22 protein-coding genes are annotated in these 19,843 nt (G+C 44.2%); 1 reads left to right on the top strand and 21 read right to left on the bottom strand.

Going from position 1 to position 19,843, the window contains the following annotated elements; translation table 11 throughout:
- Positions 1 to 90: 90 nt before the first annotated feature.
- From GN277_RS11780 to GN277_RS11770, 3 genes are all read right to left on the bottom strand, one after another.
- A complete protein-coding gene (locus GN277_RS11780) occupies positions 91 to 1,797 on the bottom strand; it encodes an ABC transporter ATP-binding protein (protein ID WP_159751218.1) in 1,707 nt (568 codons plus the stop codon).
- A 191-nt stretch (positions 1,798 to 1,988) separates the two neighbouring features.
- Positions 1,989 to 2,405: a putative ABC transporter permease gene (locus GN277_RS11775; protein ID WP_159751217.1), complete on the bottom strand. Its 417-nt coding sequence runs from the start codon at positions 2,403 to 2,405 to the stop codon at positions 1,989 to 1,991.
- 93 nt (positions 2,406 to 2,498) lie between these two features.
- Positions 2,499 to 3,602 carry an alkaline phosphatase family protein gene (locus tag GN277_RS11770; RefSeq protein WP_159751216.1) on the bottom strand — a complete coding sequence of 368 codons (1,104 nt, stop codon included), beginning with the start codon at positions 3,600 to 3,602 and terminating at the stop codon, positions 2,499 to 2,501.
- Between the two features lie 135 nt (positions 3,603 to 3,737).
- Between GN277_RS11770 and GN277_RS11765 the strand changes: the two genes are divergently transcribed.
- The gene (locus GN277_RS11765; RefSeq protein WP_159751215.1) at positions 3,738 to 6,875 is read left to right on the top strand and encodes a beta-L-arabinofuranosidase domain-containing protein; all 3,138 of its coding nucleotides are present in this window, start codon (positions 3,738 to 3,740) and stop codon (positions 6,873 to 6,875) included.
- 103 nt (positions 6,876 to 6,978) lie between these two features.
- On the opposite strand, the gene miaB is transcribed toward GN277_RS11765, so the two are convergent.
- The 18 genes from miaB to GN277_RS11680 form a co-directional block, all read right to left on the bottom strand.
- Positions 6,979 to 8,454, bottom strand: coding sequence for a tRNA (N6-isopentenyl adenosine(37)-C2)-methylthiotransferase MiaB (miaB, locus tag GN277_RS11760; protein WP_159751214.1), 1,476 nt, complete (start codon positions 8,452 to 8,454; stop codon positions 6,979 to 6,981).
- 68 nt (positions 8,455 to 8,522) lie between these two features.
- Positions 8,523 to 9,047, bottom strand: coding sequence for a hypothetical protein (locus tag GN277_RS11755; protein ID WP_159751213.1), 525 nt, complete (start codon positions 9,045 to 9,047; stop codon positions 8,523 to 8,525).
- A 63-nt stretch (positions 9,048 to 9,110) separates the two neighbouring features.
- Complete coding sequence (locus tag GN277_RS29425) at positions 9,111 to 9,275, bottom strand: hypothetical protein (RefSeq protein WP_204162739.1); 165 nt, start codon at positions 9,273 to 9,275, stop codon at positions 9,111 to 9,113.
- Positions 9,276 to 9,481: 206 nt separating this feature from the next.
- A complete protein-coding gene (locus GN277_RS11750) occupies positions 9,482 to 9,664 on the bottom strand; it encodes a DUF4250 domain-containing protein (protein ID WP_159751212.1) in 183 nt (60 codons plus the stop codon).
- A 14-nt stretch (positions 9,665 to 9,678) separates the two neighbouring features.
- On the bottom strand, positions 9,679 to 10,245 hold the full coding sequence (locus GN277_RS11745; protein ID WP_159751211.1) for a 5-formyltetrahydrofolate cyclo-ligase: 567 nt from the start codon (positions 10,243 to 10,245) through the stop codon (positions 9,679 to 9,681).
- The gene (locus GN277_RS11740) at positions 10,223 to 10,444 is read right to left on the bottom strand and encodes a DUF896 domain-containing protein (RefSeq protein WP_159751210.1); all 222 of its coding nucleotides are present in this window, start codon (positions 10,442 to 10,444) and stop codon (positions 10,223 to 10,225) included. Before GN277_RS11740 ends, GN277_RS11745 begins: the two co-directional genes overlap by 23 nt.
- A 168-nt stretch (positions 10,445 to 10,612) precedes the next feature.
- Positions 10,613 to 11,023: a hypothetical protein gene (locus GN277_RS11735; RefSeq protein WP_159751209.1), complete on the bottom strand. Its 411-nt coding sequence runs from the start codon at positions 11,021 to 11,023 to the stop codon at positions 10,613 to 10,615.
- A gap of 99 nt (positions 11,024 to 11,122) precedes the next feature.
- The gene (locus GN277_RS11730; protein WP_159751208.1) at positions 11,123 to 12,793 is read right to left on the bottom strand and encodes a putative polysaccharide biosynthesis protein; all 1,671 of its coding nucleotides are present in this window, start codon (positions 12,791 to 12,793) and stop codon (positions 11,123 to 11,125) included.
- Between the two features lie 13 nt (positions 12,794 to 12,806).
- Positions 12,807 to 13,301 carry an rRNA maturation RNase YbeY gene (ybeY, locus tag GN277_RS11725; protein ID WP_159751207.1) on the bottom strand — a complete coding sequence of 165 codons (495 nt, stop codon included), beginning with the start codon at positions 13,299 to 13,301 and terminating at the stop codon, positions 12,807 to 12,809.
- 16 nt (positions 13,302 to 13,317) lie between these two features.
- Positions 13,318 to 14,328, bottom strand: coding sequence for a PhoH family protein (locus GN277_RS11720; protein WP_159751206.1), 1,011 nt, complete (start codon positions 14,326 to 14,328; stop codon positions 13,318 to 13,320).
- A gap of 3 nt (positions 14,329 to 14,331) precedes the next feature.
- On the bottom strand, positions 14,332 to 15,603 hold the full coding sequence (locus GN277_RS11715; protein WP_159751205.1) for a sporulation protein YqfD: 1,272 nt from the start codon (positions 15,601 to 15,603) through the stop codon (positions 14,332 to 14,334).
- Between the two features lie 15 nt (positions 15,604 to 15,618).
- The gene (gene yqfC / locus GN277_RS11710; RefSeq protein WP_244324684.1) at positions 15,619 to 15,918 is read right to left on the bottom strand and encodes a sporulation protein YqfC; all 300 of its coding nucleotides are present in this window, start codon (positions 15,916 to 15,918) and stop codon (positions 15,619 to 15,621) included.
- A 108-nt stretch (positions 15,919 to 16,026) separates the two neighbouring features.
- A complete protein-coding gene (locus GN277_RS11705) occupies positions 16,027 to 16,350 on the bottom strand; it encodes a hypothetical protein (RefSeq protein WP_159751203.1) in 324 nt (107 codons plus the stop codon).
- Between the two features lie 198 nt (positions 16,351 to 16,548).
- Positions 16,549 to 16,746, bottom strand: a complete 198-nt coding sequence (locus GN277_RS11700) for a YjfB family protein (RefSeq protein ID WP_159751202.1) — start codon at positions 16,744 to 16,746, stop codon at positions 16,549 to 16,551.
- A 185-nt stretch (positions 16,747 to 16,931) separates the two neighbouring features.
- Entirely contained in the window at positions 16,932 to 17,942 is a 1,011-nt protein-coding gene (gene ilvC, locus GN277_RS11695; protein ID WP_159751201.1) for a ketol-acid reductoisomerase, read from the bottom strand.
- 91 nt (positions 17,943 to 18,033) lie between these two features.
- Entirely contained in the window at positions 18,034 to 18,531 is a 498-nt protein-coding gene (gene ilvN, locus GN277_RS11690; protein WP_159751200.1) for an acetolactate synthase small subunit, read from the bottom strand.
- A 157-nt stretch (positions 18,532 to 18,688) separates the two neighbouring features.
- Positions 18,689 to 19,348, bottom strand: coding sequence for an HAD family hydrolase (locus tag GN277_RS11685; protein ID WP_159751199.1), 660 nt, complete (start codon positions 19,346 to 19,348; stop codon positions 18,689 to 18,691).
- Between the two features lie 13 nt (positions 19,349 to 19,361).
- Positions 19,362 to 19,763 carry a hypothetical protein gene (locus tag GN277_RS11680; RefSeq protein WP_159751198.1) on the bottom strand — a complete coding sequence of 134 codons (402 nt, stop codon included), beginning with the start codon at positions 19,761 to 19,763 and terminating at the stop codon, positions 19,362 to 19,364.
- Between the last annotated feature and the right edge of the window lie 80 nt (positions 19,764 to 19,843).

The raw sequence follows: 19,843 nt of genomic DNA, 5'->3' as shown, positions 1-19,843 counted from the left end.
CCATTAGCTAAAACTTTGGTAATTTCTTATAAAACAGCAGAGTCCAAATTTTTATTTGGTTACTCTGCTGTATATTTTTGAGCTGGCAATCTACATTACCATTGAATTAGAATTTTCTTTTTCCTTCCTGTATAACTCAAAAAAATAGCTGTTACTTTCCAACAATTCCTCAAAAGTTCCGCTACCGACAATTTTTCCATTTCTAAATATAACGATACGGTCAAATTCCCTAATGGAAGACAGACGGTGGGCAACAGCAATCACTGTAGCATGATTTATCTGCTCTAAAACATTTTTCATAACGATACCTTCGGTCACATTATCCAGCGCTGATGTTGCTTCATCTAAAACGACTATATCGGGATTATCAAACCAAAGTCGGGCTAATGCCAAGCGCTGCTTTTCCCCTCCCGATAAACAAGTTCCTTTCTCACCAATTCTTGTTTCTACTCCTTTATCCAATGTTGCAAGCATTGATAATAGTTGTGTTTTTTCAAGGCTTACATGAATATCGGCTTCTGAAGCTTCATTATCAAACACCAGATTTTCTTTAATTGTCCCATCAAAAACAGGAGTGTCTTGTGATAAATAGGATACTTTTTCATACAGTGATTCCAGCGAAATATCTTTGAGAGGTTTGTCATCAAAAAGAATATTTCCATCATTATACTTGAGTAATCCGAGTAAGATTTTTATCAATGTTGATTTTCCCGAACCCGATTCACCGACAAATGCTATTTTTTCGCCCCCTTTAATTGTCAGATTGACACATTTAAGCACTTCTTTGCTTCCGTAGGAAAATGATACGTCCTCAATACGAATTTCATTTAAGGGTTCTGCAAAATCCATGCCTTGTTCAAGCTGCGTATCTTCTTTCAGATCTAAAAGCCCCGTAAATCGCAACCAAGCCGTTTTGTTCAGTTTATATTGAACATAAATAACGTTAAAAATTGCGATAGGAGTATACGCATTATCAATCAATGTGATTAAAGCGACCACAGAGCCAATAGATAAATGATTATTTTTCCACACATAGGTTAAAATCCCAATATCTAAACAGGCAACTAATAATGCAAATATTGTAAAAAACGCTTCATGTATCATAGTCATTTTTACTTTTGATGATACAATAACACGCTTGGCTTCCAATGCTTTTTTTACTTCATTTGGGAATTGATGCTTCATACGGAAAACTGGCATTTCCATAAAACCACGCACAAGAAAATGATTTAATTCTTCCTCGCCTGTCAGTATCTTTTCCTTTATCTGATACAATCCATTCAGCAGCAGATTCGTTACCAAAAATACAACAATATATCCTGCAAAAAGAAAATAGGTAATGGTTCTGTCTATTTTCCAAATAAAATACAGGCTGAAAAGAATTGTAGGAAGTAAATTCCTAGCAACGCAAAACCAAAAATCATAGAGAACGTTTTTTCCTGCATTGGCACCATTTTCAATCTGCTGTACCAGCTTTCCAGTCCCTAAGGTTTGGTATTCAGAATAATCCATTCTGCCTATTGTACGCAATGCTAATAACTTGAAATCTAAGTAAATCTCATTCCCCAGTTTTGCAGACGGATATTCGTCCAAATAGTTCATTCCATAATCTACAAAAAGAACGGCACCATAAAACAAAATTCCATAAACTGTTATTGTCCTGTCTGTCAGTCCGTCTACAATCTTTTGAAAATAGTCCGCCTTGTAGTTTGCCATAAAAGCATTGAATAAGCCTATGAACAGATAGACAACTATCCATATCTTGTTGTTTCTCAATACTTCTTTCATATAACGCATAACTGTACTCCTTTTCTAATGATAATATTTTCATTGGAACAGTACAGTTGCATCTGTCAGCATATTCAATTATCCTCAGCACAATCTGCCAACAGCTATATCAACTGTACTGAGTAATTACCTCGGATATATTTCATAAATAAATTCACCTCCACTCTTATCACAAAAATTTCACTATACCAAATCCCCCCCTACAGCACATGATAATGGGGCTTTTCTTCCCCATACAGCCAATAAGCAAGATATCCTCCAAGAAAAATGCCCAATGCGCACAATCCGGAAAATATGATCATAAAGGGCAGGCAAATCTGGCCAAACAATTGGAACGGCTGGTTACTATAATCCCACACAGCCAAATGCAGCCATTTATTGACAATAATTCCAGTAATAAACTCCATTGCTGTCACAAAAATAATACACCGTAATATCTGCCTCCACAGAGGGTCCTCCCAATGCACCATCTGCCCCTGTATTGTGAAAAATACCATACAAATCCCGCCAAGTACAAACATAGACCAATGGGAAAAGCCACGGAAAAAGATTTCAAAAAAATAATAAAGGCACCCGCCAAGTGTCCACAGCAATAAATATTCGCTCAGTTTCTTCATGTAAATACGCCCTCACTTATGTTATTCATACATAGTGTGAACATTTTTTGGCCATATTATAGGTGGTATTTATTTCTCTTTCAAAAGTATTTGTCATCTCTCAATCACAATGAACGGAATCGTCATCTCATCCTCCGTAAATCCTGCATGTACACCAATCACAGTCTCCGCCTCCTTTCGTGTATTGAAAATTGTCAAATCATCTACTGCCACAGCCAGATAATCGCCAAGCATTTCCCGAAAATCTGGATGCTCATCCCCCGTCCCAAAAATCTTACGGCTTAATACCTCCTCCTTTGTCCACAGAAGGAACTTCTCTCCAAATTCTTTTTGGAATTCCTCCTCAAACTGTGCCTTTTTCTCCTCCCTGACGAACAGATTCAAAGCCCTCGGCTCAATGGACGGCATACGCACCAGACACTCCATAATCTTCGGATAATCCGTAATCGCCACACATTGAGAATCCATATGCCCATGGTCAGCCGTCACAATCACCAATGTATCCTTAAGGTCATTGCACAATTCCTGCACCTGGCCTTCAAGCCTCCTCACAACCTGCCTGGCCTGATTGCTATAACAGCCCTTGTCATGCATTGTTGCATCCGGCTCATTCCAGTAGCAATAGATATATTTCTTTCCCGATTTTTTGCACAGCGTCTTAACCTGCTCACAGAGTTCATCAAACGTTTTGGGAAATGGCTCTGCAAACGGCGTAACCTCATAAGCCTGCCCTCCGTTTGCGCAGATTCTTGACACCACGCTCTCATATCCGCAGAACGTATGGGCGGCATGATATGGGGCCGCAAAAGTCTTCGTCCCTGTCTCTGTATTCAGGAAAACAGTGACATTTTTATTAAGCTTTGGAAAATAACAATCCCACCCAAGCCAGCCATGGAAGCAGGGCATAGAGCCGCTGCTCATAGACGTAGTGGCAGCTACGGTGGTAGGCGGAAACACAGAACTGTAGCTGTTCTTAAAATGTGTCCGGAAAAATCCATTTTCATCCAAATTCTTCTCCATAATGGCCGTCCCCATTCCATCCAGAAGAATCACCACAATATTCTCATAATTCTTTGCCAGATATGAAGCAAATCCCTTTAAGCCTTGCCTCCCTACTTCTGGGAGAGTAAACTCGTTCAAAATAGAATTCGCTAAATTAACGATACAATTATCATAATCTGGAAATTTTTGTTTCATAATCTTTCCTTATTCAAAACAATCATAAAGTTTACATTGTTTTCTCCTTCTCTCTCCTATATAATCTATCATAGTAGGAAAGAATTTTACACAAATTTTTTTTAATGACAATCTATTCACAGGAGGTTTTCTTACATGTCTACAACAGCAAATACAACTGCTCACTATGATTTCTCTAAGGTCAGCAGCACCATTGTTCCAGATCTGACTGGAAACGGATATGCAGGCGTTATTCGGGGCTGTGACCGAGGTGGTGCCTATATGGATACAGCTTCCGTATTTGGACACGAGCTTCCGGTTCTTACCCTTACTGGCGGGAAAGAAGGAGGCTTTCTTCAACTGCCGGATGGAATCCTGAACACTAATGAGGGCTTTACCCTCAGTTTTTATGCAAAACTTTCCCCCTTGTCCGAATACGGGGTTCTGTTTTCCTTTGGCATGGACGAATGCTTCTATCTTTCTGCCATGCCAAAGCCAGACGAAAAGGAACTAATTCTTTTGTCCCCCTGCGCCACAGGAGGCGGACGAAGCCAGGAGAGAAGCCTTACCCCCTGGTTTCCGATTCCTGCCAATCAATGGTTCCATGCTGCCGTTTCCTTTTCCTCTGGTCTTCCTTCCCATCTGACGCTCTATATAGACGGGAAATTCTGCGGCTCTTTTGAACATCCGCGGATGGAGGCTTCGGCGCTCAATCACTGTAAGGAATGTTACTTTGGATACGGAGTTTTTGCCCCAATCCCTCTTGCAGCGTCTTTTTCCCATATCCGCATCTTCTCCCAGGTGCTTAAGGCAGAGGAGATTGAAGCCTTGTTCCAGATTACACCAATGATGCGCCTTAAGCTTGAAGCCAAGCGCCTTGAACCTCTGTTTGCAGAGCCACTAGAGAATATCATTACGCTTCCGTCAGAGGGACAGATGGGCGCAAAGATTAGGTGGAGGAGTCTGACACCCCATGTCATCTCAGACTGCGGAGAATTCACCCGCCCCAAAGCTAAAGAACCTGCTCTTACTGGAGCTTTGGAGGCAACTTTTTTTTATGACGACTGCCAAATCACACAAGTCTTTCAGTGCCAAATCAAACCTCTACCTGAGGATTTTGTGATTGCCCGCACAGATGCCAAACAGGTGGTTCTTCCATTTCCTAAGCATGTCACAGAGAGCTTTACGCTTCCCCTTAACGGAGAGAAGGGTTCCTCCTTCCAATGGGTAAGCAGCCGTCCGGATTGGCTGAATCATCAGGGGCAGCTTCAAAAAAGACCGGACAGAGCACCCGAAAAGCTGACTCTGACCCTGACCTCATCCTATGGAAGTGCATCCGTTACACGGGAATTTCCGGTCACAATCCTTGCCGATTGCTGCCGAAGCCTTCCTGTAAGGGAGTATATTCCTGCTGCCCCGACTACAGATGGTGTTCCAAAAACCCAGGTAAAGCCTGCTTTTATAAAACAGCTTCGGCTGACCGACAGCGGCGTGTTCTATGATAATCAGAAGCGCTGCCTGAACTACCTTTTATTCCTGGACCCTGACCGTATGCTCTATAATTTCCGCAAAGCCTTTGGCTTTGATACCAAGGGAGCCGTTCCGCCAGGAGGTTGGGAGGAGCCCTCTGGACTTTTGCGCGGGCACTCCACGGGCCACTATCTGTCCGCCCTTGCCCATGCATTTGCCTCCACAGGCGACTGCCGTTTTCGCCGCAGGGCAGATGAGATCATCACAGAGCTTCGCAGGCTTCAAAAGACCTGCCATGGAGAACCTGAAGACTTTCACACAGACTGCACCCCAAACAATGCGGGACAGTCCCTTTGGAGCCGCACACCAGACACCTGGGGAGAAGGTTATTTAAGCGCATACTCTCCCGACCAGTTCGATCTTCTGGAGAAATTTACGCCCTATGCCACCATCTGGGCCCCTTACTATACACTCCACAAAATCCTGGCAGGGCTTTTGGACTGTTTCCTTCTCCTTCAAAGCGATGAGGCTCTCTTTTGTGCCCGCGGTATTGGAGACTGGGTCTGCCGCCGCCTTTCTGCAACGACAAAGGAACAGCGCGCCGCTATGTGGAAGCTTTACATTGCAGGCGAATACGGCGGAATCAATGAATCCCTTGCAGCCTTGTATAAAGTCACTGGCAACCCTGCTTACCTCAAAACGGCACAGATGTTCGACAATCCGCCTTTATTTGACGGGCTTATCCATGGACGGGACCCTTTAAAGGGAATCCATGCTAACCAGCACATCCCCCAGATTATTGGCGCAATGGAAATCTTTCGCTCCACAGAGGATGTACGTTATTACCATCTGGCAAAGAATTTCTGGGAGCTGACTGTGAACCGGTATATGTACTCCATCGGAGGCGTGGGACGGGGAGAAAATTTCCGAGAGGCGGACATCCTGGCCAACCACATTGAGAGCGGGCGCAACTGCGAGACCTGCGCCACCTACAATATGCTTAAGCTTACTGGAATGTTATACCAATATGCCCCAGAGCACAGCCCTTATATGGACTACTACGAGCGCGGGCTTTTAAACCATATTGCCGCCAGCCAGAATCCTGTCACAAAGGAAGGGGCTCTTAACGGCGTTACCTACATGCTTCCCATCGGGCCAGGAGCCCAGAAGGAATACAGCAATGACTATGAAGATTTTACCTGCTGTCACGGAACCGGAATGGAGAACCATGTGCGGTACACAGAACACATTTACCATCATGGGGAGGATGACAGCCTGTACCTGAACCTATTTTTACCTTCTGTCTATCATTGGGAGGAAAAAGGCGTCACCCTTTCCCTGGAAGGCGATTTTCCGTCCGAGTCCTTCCGGCTTAAAATCAATACAGATGAACCAGGCGGGACGATTCTTCTGAATCTGAACATCCGTATCCCTTACTGGTGTCAAAAAACGTTTCGGGTGGCAGCTTCCAATGAACCCCTTCCCCCAATGTCAGGAGATGGAGGATATTATAGAATCAACAGGACATTTGCCGACGGAGACTTTCTTACTGTTTCCACCCCCTATGCCCTGCATCTGTGTTATACTAATGACGCTTATGAGGGGTATCCTGCTGCCAGCCTCATGTATGGGCCTTTGGTTATGACCGCGCTAAGCGCTTCGACGGACTGGATTACACTAAAGCTTCCTCCGGTTCTTGAGGATGCATTTGACATCCAATGGAAGAAATTACCCACTCTCTGGTATGATGATTTGGAGTTTATTCCCTCCTATGCAGCCCATAACAGGCCCTATCATACTTATTTTAAAATCCATCTTGCTTAAATTGGTGGAATGTTGATATAAGTAAACAGACTTTCATATAAAATATGGCACGCTTTGGAAAATATAGAAGCATCCCTTTTCCAAACGTGCCCTATTTTATGTTCTATGAAGCTTTTCCTGCCTCAGCCATTTCCCCAATATAATAAAACCCTCTGCACTCCTTAAGCAGTACGTCCACATAGGTTCCAATCAATTCCTTCCCCCCGTAAAAATGAACCAGCAGGTTATTACTAAGCCTCCCTGTTACCATCTTGGGGTCATGGTCGCAAATATCCTCCACCAATACCTCCTTAACCGTACCTTCATGGACTGCGCAGGCTTTAGCCGCAATAGTCTGCACCTCTTTAAGCAGCCGATCGAACCGGTTCTTAATTACCTCCTCTGGCACCTGGTTCTCCATCACAGCAGCAGGGGTCCCTGTCCGCTTGGAGTAGATAAATGTAAATGCGCTGTCATATTGAACTTTCCTGACAACATCAAGGGTTTCTTCAAAATCTGCCTCCGTCTCCCCTGGAAATCCCACAATAATATCCGTTGTAAGGGAAATGTCTGGCACAGCCTTACGGATTTTCTCCACCAGGCTAAGATACTGCTCTTTTGTGTACCGACGGTTCATCTTCGTCAGGATATCCGTACTTCCCGACTGCACAGGTAGATGGAGATGCTTACAGATTTTCTTTGAATTCCCCATCACCTCAATCAATTCATCCGACAGGTCCTTGGGATGGGAGGTCATAAACCGAATCCTCTGAAGGCCGTCAACCTTCTCAATCTCCTGTAACAGCTTGGCAAATGTCATGGGAGTATTAAGCGTCTTTCCATAGGAGTTCACATTCTGCCCAAGAAGCATCACTTCGCTGACTCCGTCTGCAACAAGCCTCTTGATTTCTCCAATAATCTCCTGGGGCGCTCTGCTTCTCTCCCTGCCGCGCACATAGGGCACGATACAATAGCTGCAGAAATTATTGCAGCCGAACATAATATTGATTCCAGATTTAAACCCATATTTTCTCTGGTTGGGAAGGTTCTCCACAATCTTGTCCGTATCCTTCCAGATATCAACTACCATACGTTCTGATTCAAGTCGGGTTGAAAGCAGCTCTGCAAACTTATAGATATTGTGCGTCCCGAAAATGATATCCACAAACCGGTAACTTTTCTTTAATTTCTCCACCACCTCCGGCTCCTGCATCATACAGCCGCAAAGCCCAATCATCATATGGGGATTCTTTTTCTTTCTGGGCTTTAGCTGCCCAAGCCTTCCATATACGCGGGTATTCGCATTCTCGCGGACCGTACAGGTGTTATAAATGACAAAATCCGCCTCATCCTCGGCTGTCTCTATATAGCCAATCTCTCTTAAGATTCCCCGCAGCTTCTCGGAGTCGCGGGCATTCATCTGGCAGCCAAAATTGAGTACACAAGATTTTGGTAAGTGACCATTTCTTTGTTCAAAGCCTTTTACCCATTTTCTACATTTTGCCATAAAGTAGTATTGCCTGGCCGGTTCTTCTATTGGCGGCTCTGCATGAATGTCTATTTTATCTAAATCAATTTCCAAATCAATTTCCTGATACATTTCTATTGACTTTACTCCCTTTCTGTCATATAATAAAAATTAAGAAATGAGTTTTTAACCGTACAGTCTTATGGCTCAAGCGGGGTACTCGTTTCTTTTTTTATGTTTATAATATCATATAGATACAATTTCCTATCCACTGCATGTCTTATAACAAGCTCCACATGAAAAACATTATAACGCAAAACTTCTCCATCGTCATCAAAAATCGGAAGGGCAAATCGGGAATCATATCGATACCATCCAAATCTGGCATTTTTATCATGCTTTTTCGCTAGATTTTCTCGGAATCTCTTATTTTCCGCAATTTCAATCATCTCAGGAATTCCCTGTGTAGCATTTGCTTTCGCCTTTGCAAGAGCACCTTTCAACTTTGCCGTATAATTGGAACCTGTGTATTCATCAGGAAGATCATTGCCTATATATATGATTTCTTTACTTTCAGCAATTTCTACAAATTCTCCGACATATTGCTTTAAATACTGTTCAACCTCATTCCAGTCAATATTCTGTCTACCTTTAAAACATATGTCATTTATTACCACAATCTGTTTCCCATTCACATCCTTTATAACACTTATGTTCCTTTCCATATTCCCTCCCTATCCGCCCTCCTCTCGTATTTTTTCAGAATCTTGTTTACTCACACGAACGGGCTAGCCGAAGGTGGTTACACAGGAGGTAGGAATACGCCCGTTTTCCTGTTTAAAGTTCTCCACCCATTTCCGACACTTCGCCATGAAGTAATATTGTCTGGCCGGTTCTGCCTGTGGTGGCTCTTGGCTTAAATCTATTTTATCAAAATCGAATTCATTATACATTTTGCTTGACTTTTCCCTTTCTCTTATAAAGTATACCCAAAGGGCACCCCGTAATGCATGCCCCTAGCGGGGCGGGTGGACTGCGTCCATTTAGGTATATAAAAAGAAACGGGTTTTTACCATACAGCTTTAAGGCTTAAGCGGGATACTCGTTTCTTTTTTAGATTCAATCCCAGTTTATAGCTTCATGTGATATATTTCATCACTCAAACAAACTGCCTTCGCCCCTCGTCATACTCATACCCAATCCCCTTTAATTTACCTGTAATATCATCTCTTTCCACATCCATATCCTCACACAGCTCATCCAACGTATGATAAACATCCCTAAGCTTCGTATTCACCACACTGAGCAGCAATACGGGATCCTTCGGTAATCCTGTCAACATAAAATCTCCTCCCTCTATCTCTTAATCCCCTCCGCTTCAATAACTCTTTGCTCAGTAATCAGAATCTCCGGACAGATATCATATTCTTCATAAGGCACCTCCCCAAAGACCTGAAATTCAAACCCAACTGCCATCCTGCGCAGATTCTTATGGCTCTCAATATACCTGTCATAAAAACCTTTGCCATAACCAATACGGTGGCATTTTTCATCAAAAGCCACCCCTGGCATTATCATAAGCCCCTGCTTTCCATCCCCAATTTCTTTTCCTGTGGGCTCAAGAATCCCATATGCGCCAGGCTTTAAATCATCCTTCCCTTGTATACGGCAAAAAAGCATGGTATCCCCCGTCACACGGGGAACCCACACATTCATTCCTCTCCTATATGCTTCCTCCATAATCGTCCTCGTCCCCACCTCATTGTTATAATCCACATAAATATAAAGGTCACTCTCGGTAACAAACCAAGGATGGTTTATAACGGCGGCGGCGATTCTCTGGGTATCCAAAATCCAGCGGGCCTTAACCATCTTCGCTCGTTCCCGCCGGATTCTCTGTCTAATTTCCTTCTTTGATTCCAAATTTTTCCCCCAGATTTGTAATCGAACCGTCTGCTTCCTGAATCGAAATCTGATCTAACTGCCCACGCAGATTCCTTTTAAACGAATCCACATACTCCCGCCGTAAGAGCTGCTGCTCTTTGCACTCATCCTCCGTCAGCCCCTCAGCCTTGGACTTGTGGTATAATTCATTAATCCTGGCAATTTTCTGATTGTCCATAGCTCATTTCCTTCCCCTGAAGCGCAGGCACATATCTTCCCCATTCCGTTAGCCACGTGCCTTAGCCTCCTTCGTATTTTTCCAGATTATCTTCCTTAAAGCTTCACCTTATCTTACACTATCTTCCCCTGAATGTCTACAAAGGATTTACAATAACTTGCATATTTCTTAACTAGAATAATTTTCCAGAAATCCATACAGGGATTTTGCATCCTCCATATATTTTCCGTTGCGAATCTCATCCCGAAGCTCTGCCGGAAGGTCGTCATACTTAATATCCGTATATTCATAAGGCGTCTTCTTGTCGCTTAAGTAAACCACGACATAGCCATTTACCTCCATCAGATAATAGCAATCCTCCTTCAAAGCCTGTCCGTCCGCAGCAACTGTAGCCGGATCTGGGGTGGCTGCTTTCGTCTCCTCCCCTGGGCTTCCTTCTGTTTGGGTCTCCTTTGCAACTTTAAGCTTGACCTCCATATTCTCCTTAGCCCTCTGGTAGCTTAACTGGTAAGCCCCTGTAACCAGCATCAACGCCACAATCATAACCCCAAAAAAACCGATACCTAACTTATTTCTCATAAGGACAACTCCTTTTTTAGTTCAGTATCGGTCATTTTTCATGATTTTATACAGATTCCATCATTTTTTCGTCAACATCTTTAGGTAACATTTGGCAAATTAGCGATAAACATCCCGAAACAGATGCATTTTCCGGCAAATAGATAAAAGCAGGGCGCCCTTTGGCATATTCTCAATCTCATCCTCCGTCACACCCCCAAGGAGTACCAGAGCGATCCCATAAGTTGGAACTGCTGCCAACAGTGCAAATACGGTGGCAATTCGGGTTCCTGCAAATAGTTCAAAGAGCAGGTGCACAATTACAGCCACAGCCCCCATGATTCCGGCTGCAATGGTGGGCAGAATAAACGTCCGCTTCCTCTCCTGCACATATCCGATTCTCTCCCGCAGAGCGTGAGAGTTCAGCATATAAACTGTGGCGGCAAAAATCGTCCTGCTCATTACCACAGCGTAAATATTCCATTTAAACGCCACCAGCATCACAAGCAGCGAAAGTACATGGACCGCCAGCGCAATGGAAGAATTCTTCACAGGCGTCATCATGTCGTCCAATCCCTGAAGAACGGAGTTCGTTAGTGTGGAGGGACAGAAAAATACCACGGAAACGGCTCCAAGCTGCAGCATCAGTGCAGCCGTCGTATTATCCTCCGTATAAAACAGAAGATCCATCAGCGGTTTTGCCAGGATGGTAAGTCCCACGGCACATGGAATTGCAATCATCATATTAAAACGGATTGCAGTATCAATCTTATTATGTACCTGCTTACGGCTGCCTGTCTGAACAGTTGCAACAAGGCTTGGAATCAGCGACGACGCCAGAGCCGTTGCCACGGACAGAGGCACATTGATTAGTGTATTAAACTGGCTCCCAAAGATACCCATAAGACTGGCATACTCCGTCTTTGAAACGCCCTGGGCAGCCATAATATTGTTAAAAATAGCGGTATCCAAAAAGTCGCTGATATTATAAACCGTCGCGCTTAAGATCACCGGCGCAATGGTCATTAACAGAATCCGGTAAATCTTGCGGTAGCTCTCCCGCTTCCGGCTTCTGTCCCTTCTCATCTTCCTGCGGAATAATTGGTAATAGGCAATAAACACCACGAACACAAACAAGAGCGCCACAAACGCGCCCATGATGGTTCCCACCGTACCTCCGGCCGCCGCAAAAGCCGGACCGTAGGAGTCGTCCCCTCTCGTCTTTGCAATCTCCTTGCCTGTCTGGAGTAAAAGATATGCTCCCACAATAGAAGCTACTGCATTGACAATCTGCTCGATTACCTGAGAAAACGCAGTAGGCATCATAGAGCCATTTCCCTGGAAAAAACCTCGGATGACGCCAAGCAGCGCCACCACGAAAATACAGGGCGCAAGGATACGCAGGGCATAGACGCTCAAATCCATGGACATCAACGTATTTGCGATGAATTCCGCCCCAAAAAAGATTGCAAGGGAAACGATGCCGCTTGCAACGATTGCAAACATCAGGGCGCATTTGAACACCTTGTAGGCATTCCGATACTGACCGATGGCCACCCGCGCCGACACAAGCTTTGAGACGGCAAGTGGAAGGCTGTAGGAGGTAAGCATCAAAGCAATGGTGTAGATGGAAAAGGCCACGTTATAGTAACCCATTCCCTCCGTCCCCACCGTATTGGTAAGCGGAATTCTGTAAACAGCGCCTATAATCTTCGTAATCACCCCTGCAAATGCCAGTATAGAGCCCTGCACAAGAAAATTCTTATCTCTTTTTCTTCGTCGTTCAGCCATAAATTGCTCCCTCTTATCGTATTATATTCAGGACTTCCATAATCTCATCCTGCTTTGCTTCCATAATCCGGCGTTCGTCCTCTTCTATATGGTCGTATCCGGTCAGATGCAGGATAGAATGTACAATCAGGAACGCATATTCCCGCAGAATGGAATGTCCGTATTCTTTTGCCTGGGCTATCACCTTTTCTTTGGAAATGACGATGTCCCCCAGGGAAAGCTCGCCTGTTTCTGGGTCAAAGCAGTCGTCCCTCTCCTCAAGGAAATCAAATTCACCCGACGCAGGGTATTCAATCATGGGAAATGACAGCACATCCGTAGGCTTTTCTATGTCTCGGAACCTTGCGTTCATCTCCTGAATCTGTGTATTCATAGTAAGCAGAAGGCTTAACTGGGCATCATAAGGGCAGCCCACAGCGTCAAGGGCTGACTCAATTACCTTCTTTGCAATCTCGCGGCACTTTAAAGGGAGGCTTAAGTCCCCTTCTTCTTCAAAATAAAGTGTCATGATTTTCTCCTTTTGTTTATCTCTTTTTGACTCTGTCCGGTTTCTTTCTGCTGTCTCTGCCCCGATTCCGGCTGCGGCTCTCATACTCCTCGTATGCCTTTACAATCTTTTGTACCAAGGGATGGCGCACCACATCCTTGCTGGTCAGACTACAGATTGCAATATCGTCAATATTCTTAAGAACAGAAATCGCCACGTCAAGACCTGATACCTGTCCGGCAGGTAAATCCTTCTGTGAGGTATCCCCTGTGACAGCCACCTTAGAGCCAAAACCAATTCTGGTCAGAAACATCTTCATCTGAGCAGGTGTGGTATTCTGCGCCTCGTCTAATATAATATAGGCATTATCCAACGTCCGTCCCCTCATATATGCCAGCGGCGCAACCTCAATCAGCCCCCGCTCTGAATTCTTAAGGAAGCTCTCCGCCCCCATAATCTGATACAGAGCATCATACAATGGCCGAAGATAGGGGTCAATCTTGCTTTGCAAATCTCCTGGCAGAAATCCTAACTTCTCCCCTGCCTCTATGGCGGGTCTTGTCAAAATAATTCTTCCCACCTCATTGTTGCGAAATGCCGTAATCGCCATAGCCATGGCAAGGTAGGTCTTGCCCGTACCTGCCGGCCCTAAACCAAATACAATCATCTTCCTTCGCAAAGCGTCTACGTAAGCCTTCTGTCCCAGAGTCTTGGGCTTAATAGGCTTGCCCTGCAGGGTATGACAGATAATCTCTCCGTCCAGCTTAAGTATACTCTCTTTACTGTCCTCCAGCACAAGGGCAAGGGTATAGTCCACATTCTGCTCATTGATTGCGGTGCCCCGTTTGGACAACTCTGCAAGCTGCATAAGAACCTTTTTCGCCTTCTCTACGTTCGCCGCTTCCCCCATAATCTTCACGCTCTCGCCCCTTGCGATCAGTGTAACGTGAAGCGTCCGTTCTATCTTCTTCGCAAAAACATCAAACTGGCCGAACACATTTGCCTCATGCTCAGCCGGAATGTCGATGACTGCCTCCATCAATCCCATCCGCTATTCTCCTGTCTCGTCTTGTTCTTCGATTACCGGAATCTCCAGTAATTGAGATTGGGTCAAGGTTCCGATGGGCGTTAAGACTGTAAGTCTGCCTTTCGCCTCAGCTTTTTCTGACCCTGTGTATATTTTAACATTATTCTCAATAATTTCTACCCCCTTTTTATCCAAATCTTTACAATATCGCTGAAAACTTTTACTTAATATCCTTTGAAGCTCATTTTTCGTGTATTTTTTCTCCAAAGGACGGTAAGGCTTCGCGATTCTCTTCTCATAACAGATGGGAAGATAGAAATTATCTCCGATGCACAACTGCTTTGCGAAGCCGTACATTTCCCATGCCTCGTAGGAATTTCGGATTGAACCAAGCCTCAGATAGTAACTCCCTATTTTCAGGGTATATTCCTTTTTTTCAATGTCCGCATACTCTTTTTCCTCATAAGTCAGGCTAATCTCATTCTGATATTCTATGGAGGTCCGTCCCTGGATATCTGCATCCGCCTTATGGTACTGATAGCCGATTACAGTGCCCGAATCGTCCAGCACCGGAACCTGGCCGGAAACCAGAATCTCCCCTGCCTTCACCTGCTGCCCTTCTTTCACCATGGGAATCCCATTTCTCGGCACAATCTTAGTAATGATGCAGTCCTGGTCAGCAACGATATCCATGGCCTTATCTTCCTGTAGCTGTTCCCCTGCCGGCTCTGGATTAACTTCATCCATGGCAGGAAGGGAATCCTCGTTCTCCTTCACCTGTATAATCAGCCGTGTCCCCTTTATTGAGGCGGAAACCCAGATGATGTCATTATATTCCTTTCGGATATCTTTTACAATCCTTGCACAGTCCACCTCAGATACAGGCATTCCGTTTGTCACCTGGGTACTTTCAAGGAAACGAAGCAGCGTCTCGTCTGTGTAGGAAAGATTTCCTTGAATGTCAATATTCCAGATATACCTGGACAAAAGAAATACAAGAGCCAGGGAAAGAAGGGCCCCTGCAAAAAATAATTTCCGTTTACGGTATTTATGTAAAAAAAAAGGAAGACCGAACCGCCCTACAATAACCACCTTCGTTCCCGTCTTCCTGATGATTGGTTTTAACTGCCGGAAGCCCTTAACCTGGATATTCATCTCGTATGCTCGGTTTACCGGCGTAAGCCCCCACAACACAATCCCCTTATGGCTGCACGCATTTAAGAATCTCTCCGTCGAGTACCCTGTAATCCGAATACGGATGTATCCTTTTATGTATCGGATGATCTTTAACAGCAATGTCGTACCTCCTCGCTAATGCTGATATTCAATAGACTGTATATGGCCGTTCACTTTCATCTCATCATTGGTATAATAGACTACCTGAAGCTTCTGCCCTGTAATCCGAATCTGTCCGGTTCTGGTCTGGATACGCACCAGAGTGTCGGTGTATTCAAGAATCCCTCTATAATTCTCAAGACACAACTCCATCTGCCCGATAACGGTTAAGATTGGCATGCCCAAGGCAACGTCTTTAGGCAGCTCTGACAATTCTGCGATTTTATTCCTAAAAGGATGACTTTCTTCTTCCTGTCTCTGTCTTTTCGGTCTCATAAAAATGCCATTCATGGATTTTACAGTAGTTTATGCGGGGACAGAAGGGAATATGCATAGGAATATTTTGTTAAATCCCCAGCGCCGATTAACGATATCAATCCTCTGTCATTGCCCCAATAAGTGTACTGGCAGAAGCTTAAACAATGTGGAGGACAACACCATCCCCCATAGAATTCCCCGCCTCTGTCTCCTGCTGCTTTTTATCTTTTCCAGATTCCGGTAGCTTTCATTAAGCCTTGACTTCCCCTTCTGTAAATCCGCCAATATCTTAAGTCCTGCCCATGATTGAAAAACTGTGAGCAGGAATACGCCGCTGCTTCTCCAAAACCGCTGCTTTCCCGCAAATAAATAGTATATCCCTTCCGATATCCCAAGCAATGTTGCTATATGATGAATCCCGATACAAACTGATAATTCTTTCTCACCCATTTTCCCTTATCCCCCTTAAATAATTCTGTATCTATTGTACAAGATTTTACTGTCGGAATATAGTAAAAAAATTCGCAATTTTCTACATTTTTCGTGTCGCAAAAAAAAGAGGTCTGCGAACATGATTCTCATAATCTTCGCAGACCTCTTTTCTTAGTCTTACCTCTATGTAAGACTAATTCATCTTAACATACGAAATTAAACCAATATATCAAGATTCTCTCCCAATCCTGGTATCGCCGCGCCGCCAGAAACCTGGGCCGCTGCATCCATCATCTCAGCCATAGCCTCAGTTGACATCTCCATTGCGTCCATAACCTTGGACATCATGGCAAATCCCACATTCATCTGCAGCTTTTCCATGGACATAACTGATGATAATCCTGCAATATCCATATATTCTTCTCCTTTCCCATATCAAGAGTATACTTCCGCAGGGCATACATTATGGTGCGCCCTGCAGGTATATATTTATATATCGGCTTTATCTGTACATACTTAACTCTAAAATTAAGAATACGCACATCCCCCATTCTCTCAGGGATGCGCGTATTTTTAAAATAATCACAGCAGCCAAATATTTAATTGTTCACCAGCTTATCCTCATCACTCCAGCTATACAGCTTACGTAACTCCTCGCCAATCTTTTCACACTCATGCTCTGCAGCATTTCTTCTCATAGCGCGGAAATGAGGTGCGCCTACCTTGTTCTCTGTCAGCCACTCCTTGGCAAAGCTTCCGTCCTGAATGTCGGAGAGAATCTTCTTCATAGCCTTCTTGGTATCCTCTGTAATAATCTTTGGTCCAGTAATATAATCGCCGTACTCTGCTGTATTGGAGATGGAATATCTCATTCCTGCAAAACCAGACTGGTAAATCAGGTCAACAATCAGCTTCATCTCATGGATACACTCAAAGTAAGCGTTTCTCGGATCATATCCAGCCTCCACCAGAGTCTCAAAACCTGCCTGCATCAGCGCACAGACACCTCCGCACAGAACTGCCTGCTCGCCAAAAAGGTCTGTCTCTGTCTCTGTACGGAAATCTGTCTCAAGAACCCCTGCCCTTGCACCACCGATTGCCAGGGCGTATGCTAAAGCCTTGTCAAGAGCCTTGCCGGAGGCATCCTGCTCTACAGCCACCAGACAAGGAACACCCTTACCTGCCTGATACTCGCTTCTTACCGTATGTCCAGGTCCCTTTGGTGCAATCATCGTAACATCCACACCTGACGGCGGAACAATCTGTCCAAAATGGATTGCAAAGCCATGGGCAAACATCAGCATATTGCCTTCCTCAAGGTTCGGTGCAATATCCTTCTCATACATAGCAGCCTGCAGCTCATCATTAATCAGAATCATGATGATATCTGCCTTCTTTGCCGCCTCAGCAGCCGTATAAACCTCGAAGCCCTGGGCCTCTGCCTTTGCCCAAGACTTACTGCCCTCATACAGACCGATAATCACATGGCAGCCGGACTCCTTTGCATTCAGGGCATGTGCGTGTCCCTGACTTCCATATCCGATTACAGCGATTGTCTTTCCTTCCAGTAATGATAAATTACAATCCTCCTGGTAATAAATTTTTGCCATCTTAACTTTCCTCCTACATTTTAAATGTGTAAAAATATGTTGATTTCATATTGTAAAACGGAGGGCAGACAAACTACCCTCTGTTTACCTGCTAGTCAATATATGTAACATTCTTGCTTCCACGGGATAGTCCGGTAATTCCTGTCCTGGCAAGCTCTAAAATCTCATACCCATCCAACAGATTCATAAATGCCTCCAGCTTGGACTGGTTTCCTGTAAGCTCAATCATAAGAGAGCCATTCTCCACATCCACGATCTTGGCTCGAAAAATATCAGCCACAGAGATAATCTCTGACCTTTCTGACGCATTCGCCCGCACCTTGATCATAATCAGCTCACGGTACACCGATTCCTCTGGCTTTAACACCTTAATCTCGATTACATCCTCTAACTTCCTTACCTGCTTCTCAATCTGAGCCAGAATCAGCTCGTCTCCTGACGCAACAATGGTAATCCTGGTAAATCTGGGATCTGCCGTCACACCGGCTGTAATACTGTCAATACTATACCCCCGTCTGCTGAAAAGTCCGGAAATCCGGCTTAAAACGCCTGTGGTATTATCAACGATCAATGAATAAACTCTCTGCATATTGCACCTCTTTCTTTTATTTTCATTTTAATATCCAGCATAGACATGAAAAATGATAATATTTCAAAAAACAGAGTGCGTTCTGTTTTTTAATCATAACAACATCTTTTCTCTTTGTCAAGTAAAATATCAATATTTACATTTTCCTTTTTCATTCTTATGCAAATCCAAGAATCTCCTCCACCGTCTCTACAATATAATCTGCTCCGGCTTTTTCAAGCTCGTCTCGGCATCCAAATCCATATAAAATCCCCAGACAGTCAATCCCTAAAGCCTGCGCTCCAATCACGTCATACTCACGGTCACCCACCATCAACACTTTGGACTTGTCCGTAATTCTACAGGTATCCAGGGCATAGCGGATTACCTCCTCCTTGGTTTGGCGTCTTCCGTCCATCTCCATCCCCGCCACATAATCAAAGAATTGCATTAGATGAAAATGCTCTATAATCTGCCGCGCAAAAGGTTCTGGCTTGGAAGTTGCCACCACCAGAAGCTTTCCCTGATTTTTCAATTCCTTTAACACATTTTCCATTCCATCGTACACACGGTTCTCAAAGATCCCCCTGTCACAGTAGTACTCCCTATAATACCTGACTGCATCCATTGACTGTTCTTTTGAGAAGCCATAAAATTTCTCAAAAGACAGCAGAAGGGGCGGCCCGATAAATGAATAAAGCTTACTGCGGTCCGTCTCTTCAATCCCAAATTTCTTCAAGGCATAAATTACAGAATTGGTTATGCCAAGGGAGGAATCCGTTAATGTACCATCCAAATCAAAGAAAAAAATATCATAACTTTTATTCTTATTATTCATAAGATTTATCCCCTTAACTCGTAACGTATTTGGCGTCAGTCTTTTCCTCACGCGATACGCAGAAATATTTCCATATACATCTCTTGTCCTCCTCTCTGCTGCTGAACAGGTACGGAACCCAGTCGTCGTCATACACCAGCACAGAGCCATGGATGATATACATCTGATACTGTCTGCCATAACCAAATAAAATCTCCCCGTCTTCATCATAAATATTGACATACGAGATCACATCCATCTCACAGGGCCACCTGTCGTGGTTCCTTCGGTTAAGCTCCATGATGCACATTCGGTAAGTACAATCTGCGCGGAATATCTCGTCTTTATCCCTGCTTGCGTATATAAACAACTGGCATAGTTGAGTATCAGTATACTTTTGAAGTTGTATCAATGATATACAGTAATCAATCTCCAACACGATAAAAATCCTTTCCTAACTGCTCTTTTTCTAAAAGCGCTGTCATTTTATCCAATATTTTGTTCATCTAGTATACT

The sequence above is a fragment of the Sporofaciens musculi genome (assembly GCF_009830285.1).
Lineage (GTDB): Bacteria > Bacillota > Clostridia > Lachnospirales > Lachnospiraceae > Sporofaciens > Sporofaciens musculi.
This window is presented reverse-complemented; position numbering and strand designations above follow the sequence as displayed.

What these genes read in the sequence shown, in the direction of transcription:
- GN277_RS11740 (WP_159751210.1), bottom strand. Translation starts at nt 10,444, where the DNA reads ATGGACAATCAGAAAATTGCCAGGATTAATGAATTATACCACAAGTCC.
- GN277_RS11735 (WP_159751209.1), bottom strand. Translation starts at nt 11,023, where the DNA reads ATGAGAAATAAGTTAGGTATCGGTTTTTTTGGGGTTATGATTGTGGCG.
- GN277_RS11780 (WP_159751218.1), bottom strand. Translation starts at nt 1,797, where the DNA reads ATGCGTTATATGAAAGAAGTATTGAGAAACAACAAGATATGGATAGTT.
- GN277_RS11770 (WP_159751216.1), bottom strand. Translation starts at nt 3,602, where the DNA reads ATGAAACAAAAATTTCCAGATTATGATAATTGTATCGTTAATTTAGCG.
- GN277_RS11765 (WP_159751215.1), top strand. Translation starts at nt 3,738, where the DNA reads ATGTCTACAACAGCAAATACAACTGCTCACTATGATTTCTCTAAGGTC.
- GN277_RS11750 (WP_159751212.1), bottom strand. Translation starts at nt 9,664, where the DNA reads ATGTTGACAGGATTACCGAAGGATCCCGTATTGCTGCTCAGTGTGGTG.
- GN277_RS11730 (WP_159751208.1), bottom strand. Translation starts at nt 12,793, where the DNA reads ATGGCTGAACGACGAAGAAAAAGAGATAAGAATTTTCTTGTGCAGGGC.
- GN277_RS29425 (WP_204162739.1), bottom strand. Translation starts at nt 9,275, where the DNA reads ATGTATAATGAATTCGATTTTGATAAAATAGATTTAAGCCAAGAGCCA.
- GN277_RS11685 (WP_159751199.1), bottom strand. Translation starts at nt 19,348, where the DNA reads ATGAATAATAAGAATAAAAGTTATGATATTTTTTTCTTTGATTTGGAT.
- GN277_RS11720 (WP_159751206.1), bottom strand. Translation starts at nt 14,328, where the DNA reads ATGGGATTGATGGAGGCAGTCATCGACATTCCGGCTGAGCATGAGGCA.
- yqfC (WP_244324684.1), bottom strand. Translation starts at nt 15,918, where the DNA reads ATGAGACCGAAAAGACAGAGACAGGAAGAAGAAAGTCATCCTTTTAGG.
- GN277_RS11705 (WP_159751203.1), bottom strand. Translation starts at nt 16,350, where the DNA reads ATGGGTGAGAAAGAATTATCAGTTTGTATCGGGATTCATCATATAGCA.
- ilvC (WP_159751201.1), bottom strand. Translation starts at nt 17,942, where the DNA reads ATGGCAAAAATTTATTACCAGGAGGATTGTAATTTATCATTACTGGAA.
- ybeY (WP_159751207.1), bottom strand. Translation starts at nt 13,301, where the DNA reads ATGACACTTTATTTTGAAGAAGAAGGGGACTTAAGCCTCCCTTTAAAG.
- ilvN (WP_159751200.1), bottom strand. Translation starts at nt 18,531, where the DNA reads ATGCAGAGAGTTTATTCATTGATCGTTGATAATACCACAGGCGTTTTA.
- miaB (WP_159751214.1), bottom strand. Translation starts at nt 8,454, where the DNA reads ATGTATCAGGAAATTGATTTGGAAATTGATTTAGATAAAATAGACATT.
- GN277_RS11755 (WP_159751213.1), bottom strand. Translation starts at nt 9,047, where the DNA reads ATGGAAAGGAACATAAGTGTTATAAAGGATGTGAATGGGAAACAGATT.
- GN277_RS11700 (WP_159751202.1), bottom strand. Translation starts at nt 16,746, where the DNA reads ATGGATATTGCAGGATTATCATCAGTTATGTCCATGGAAAAGCTGCAG.
- GN277_RS11775 (WP_159751217.1), bottom strand. Translation starts at nt 2,405, where the DNA reads ATGAAGAAACTGAGCGAATATTTATTGCTGTGGACACTTGGCGGGTGC.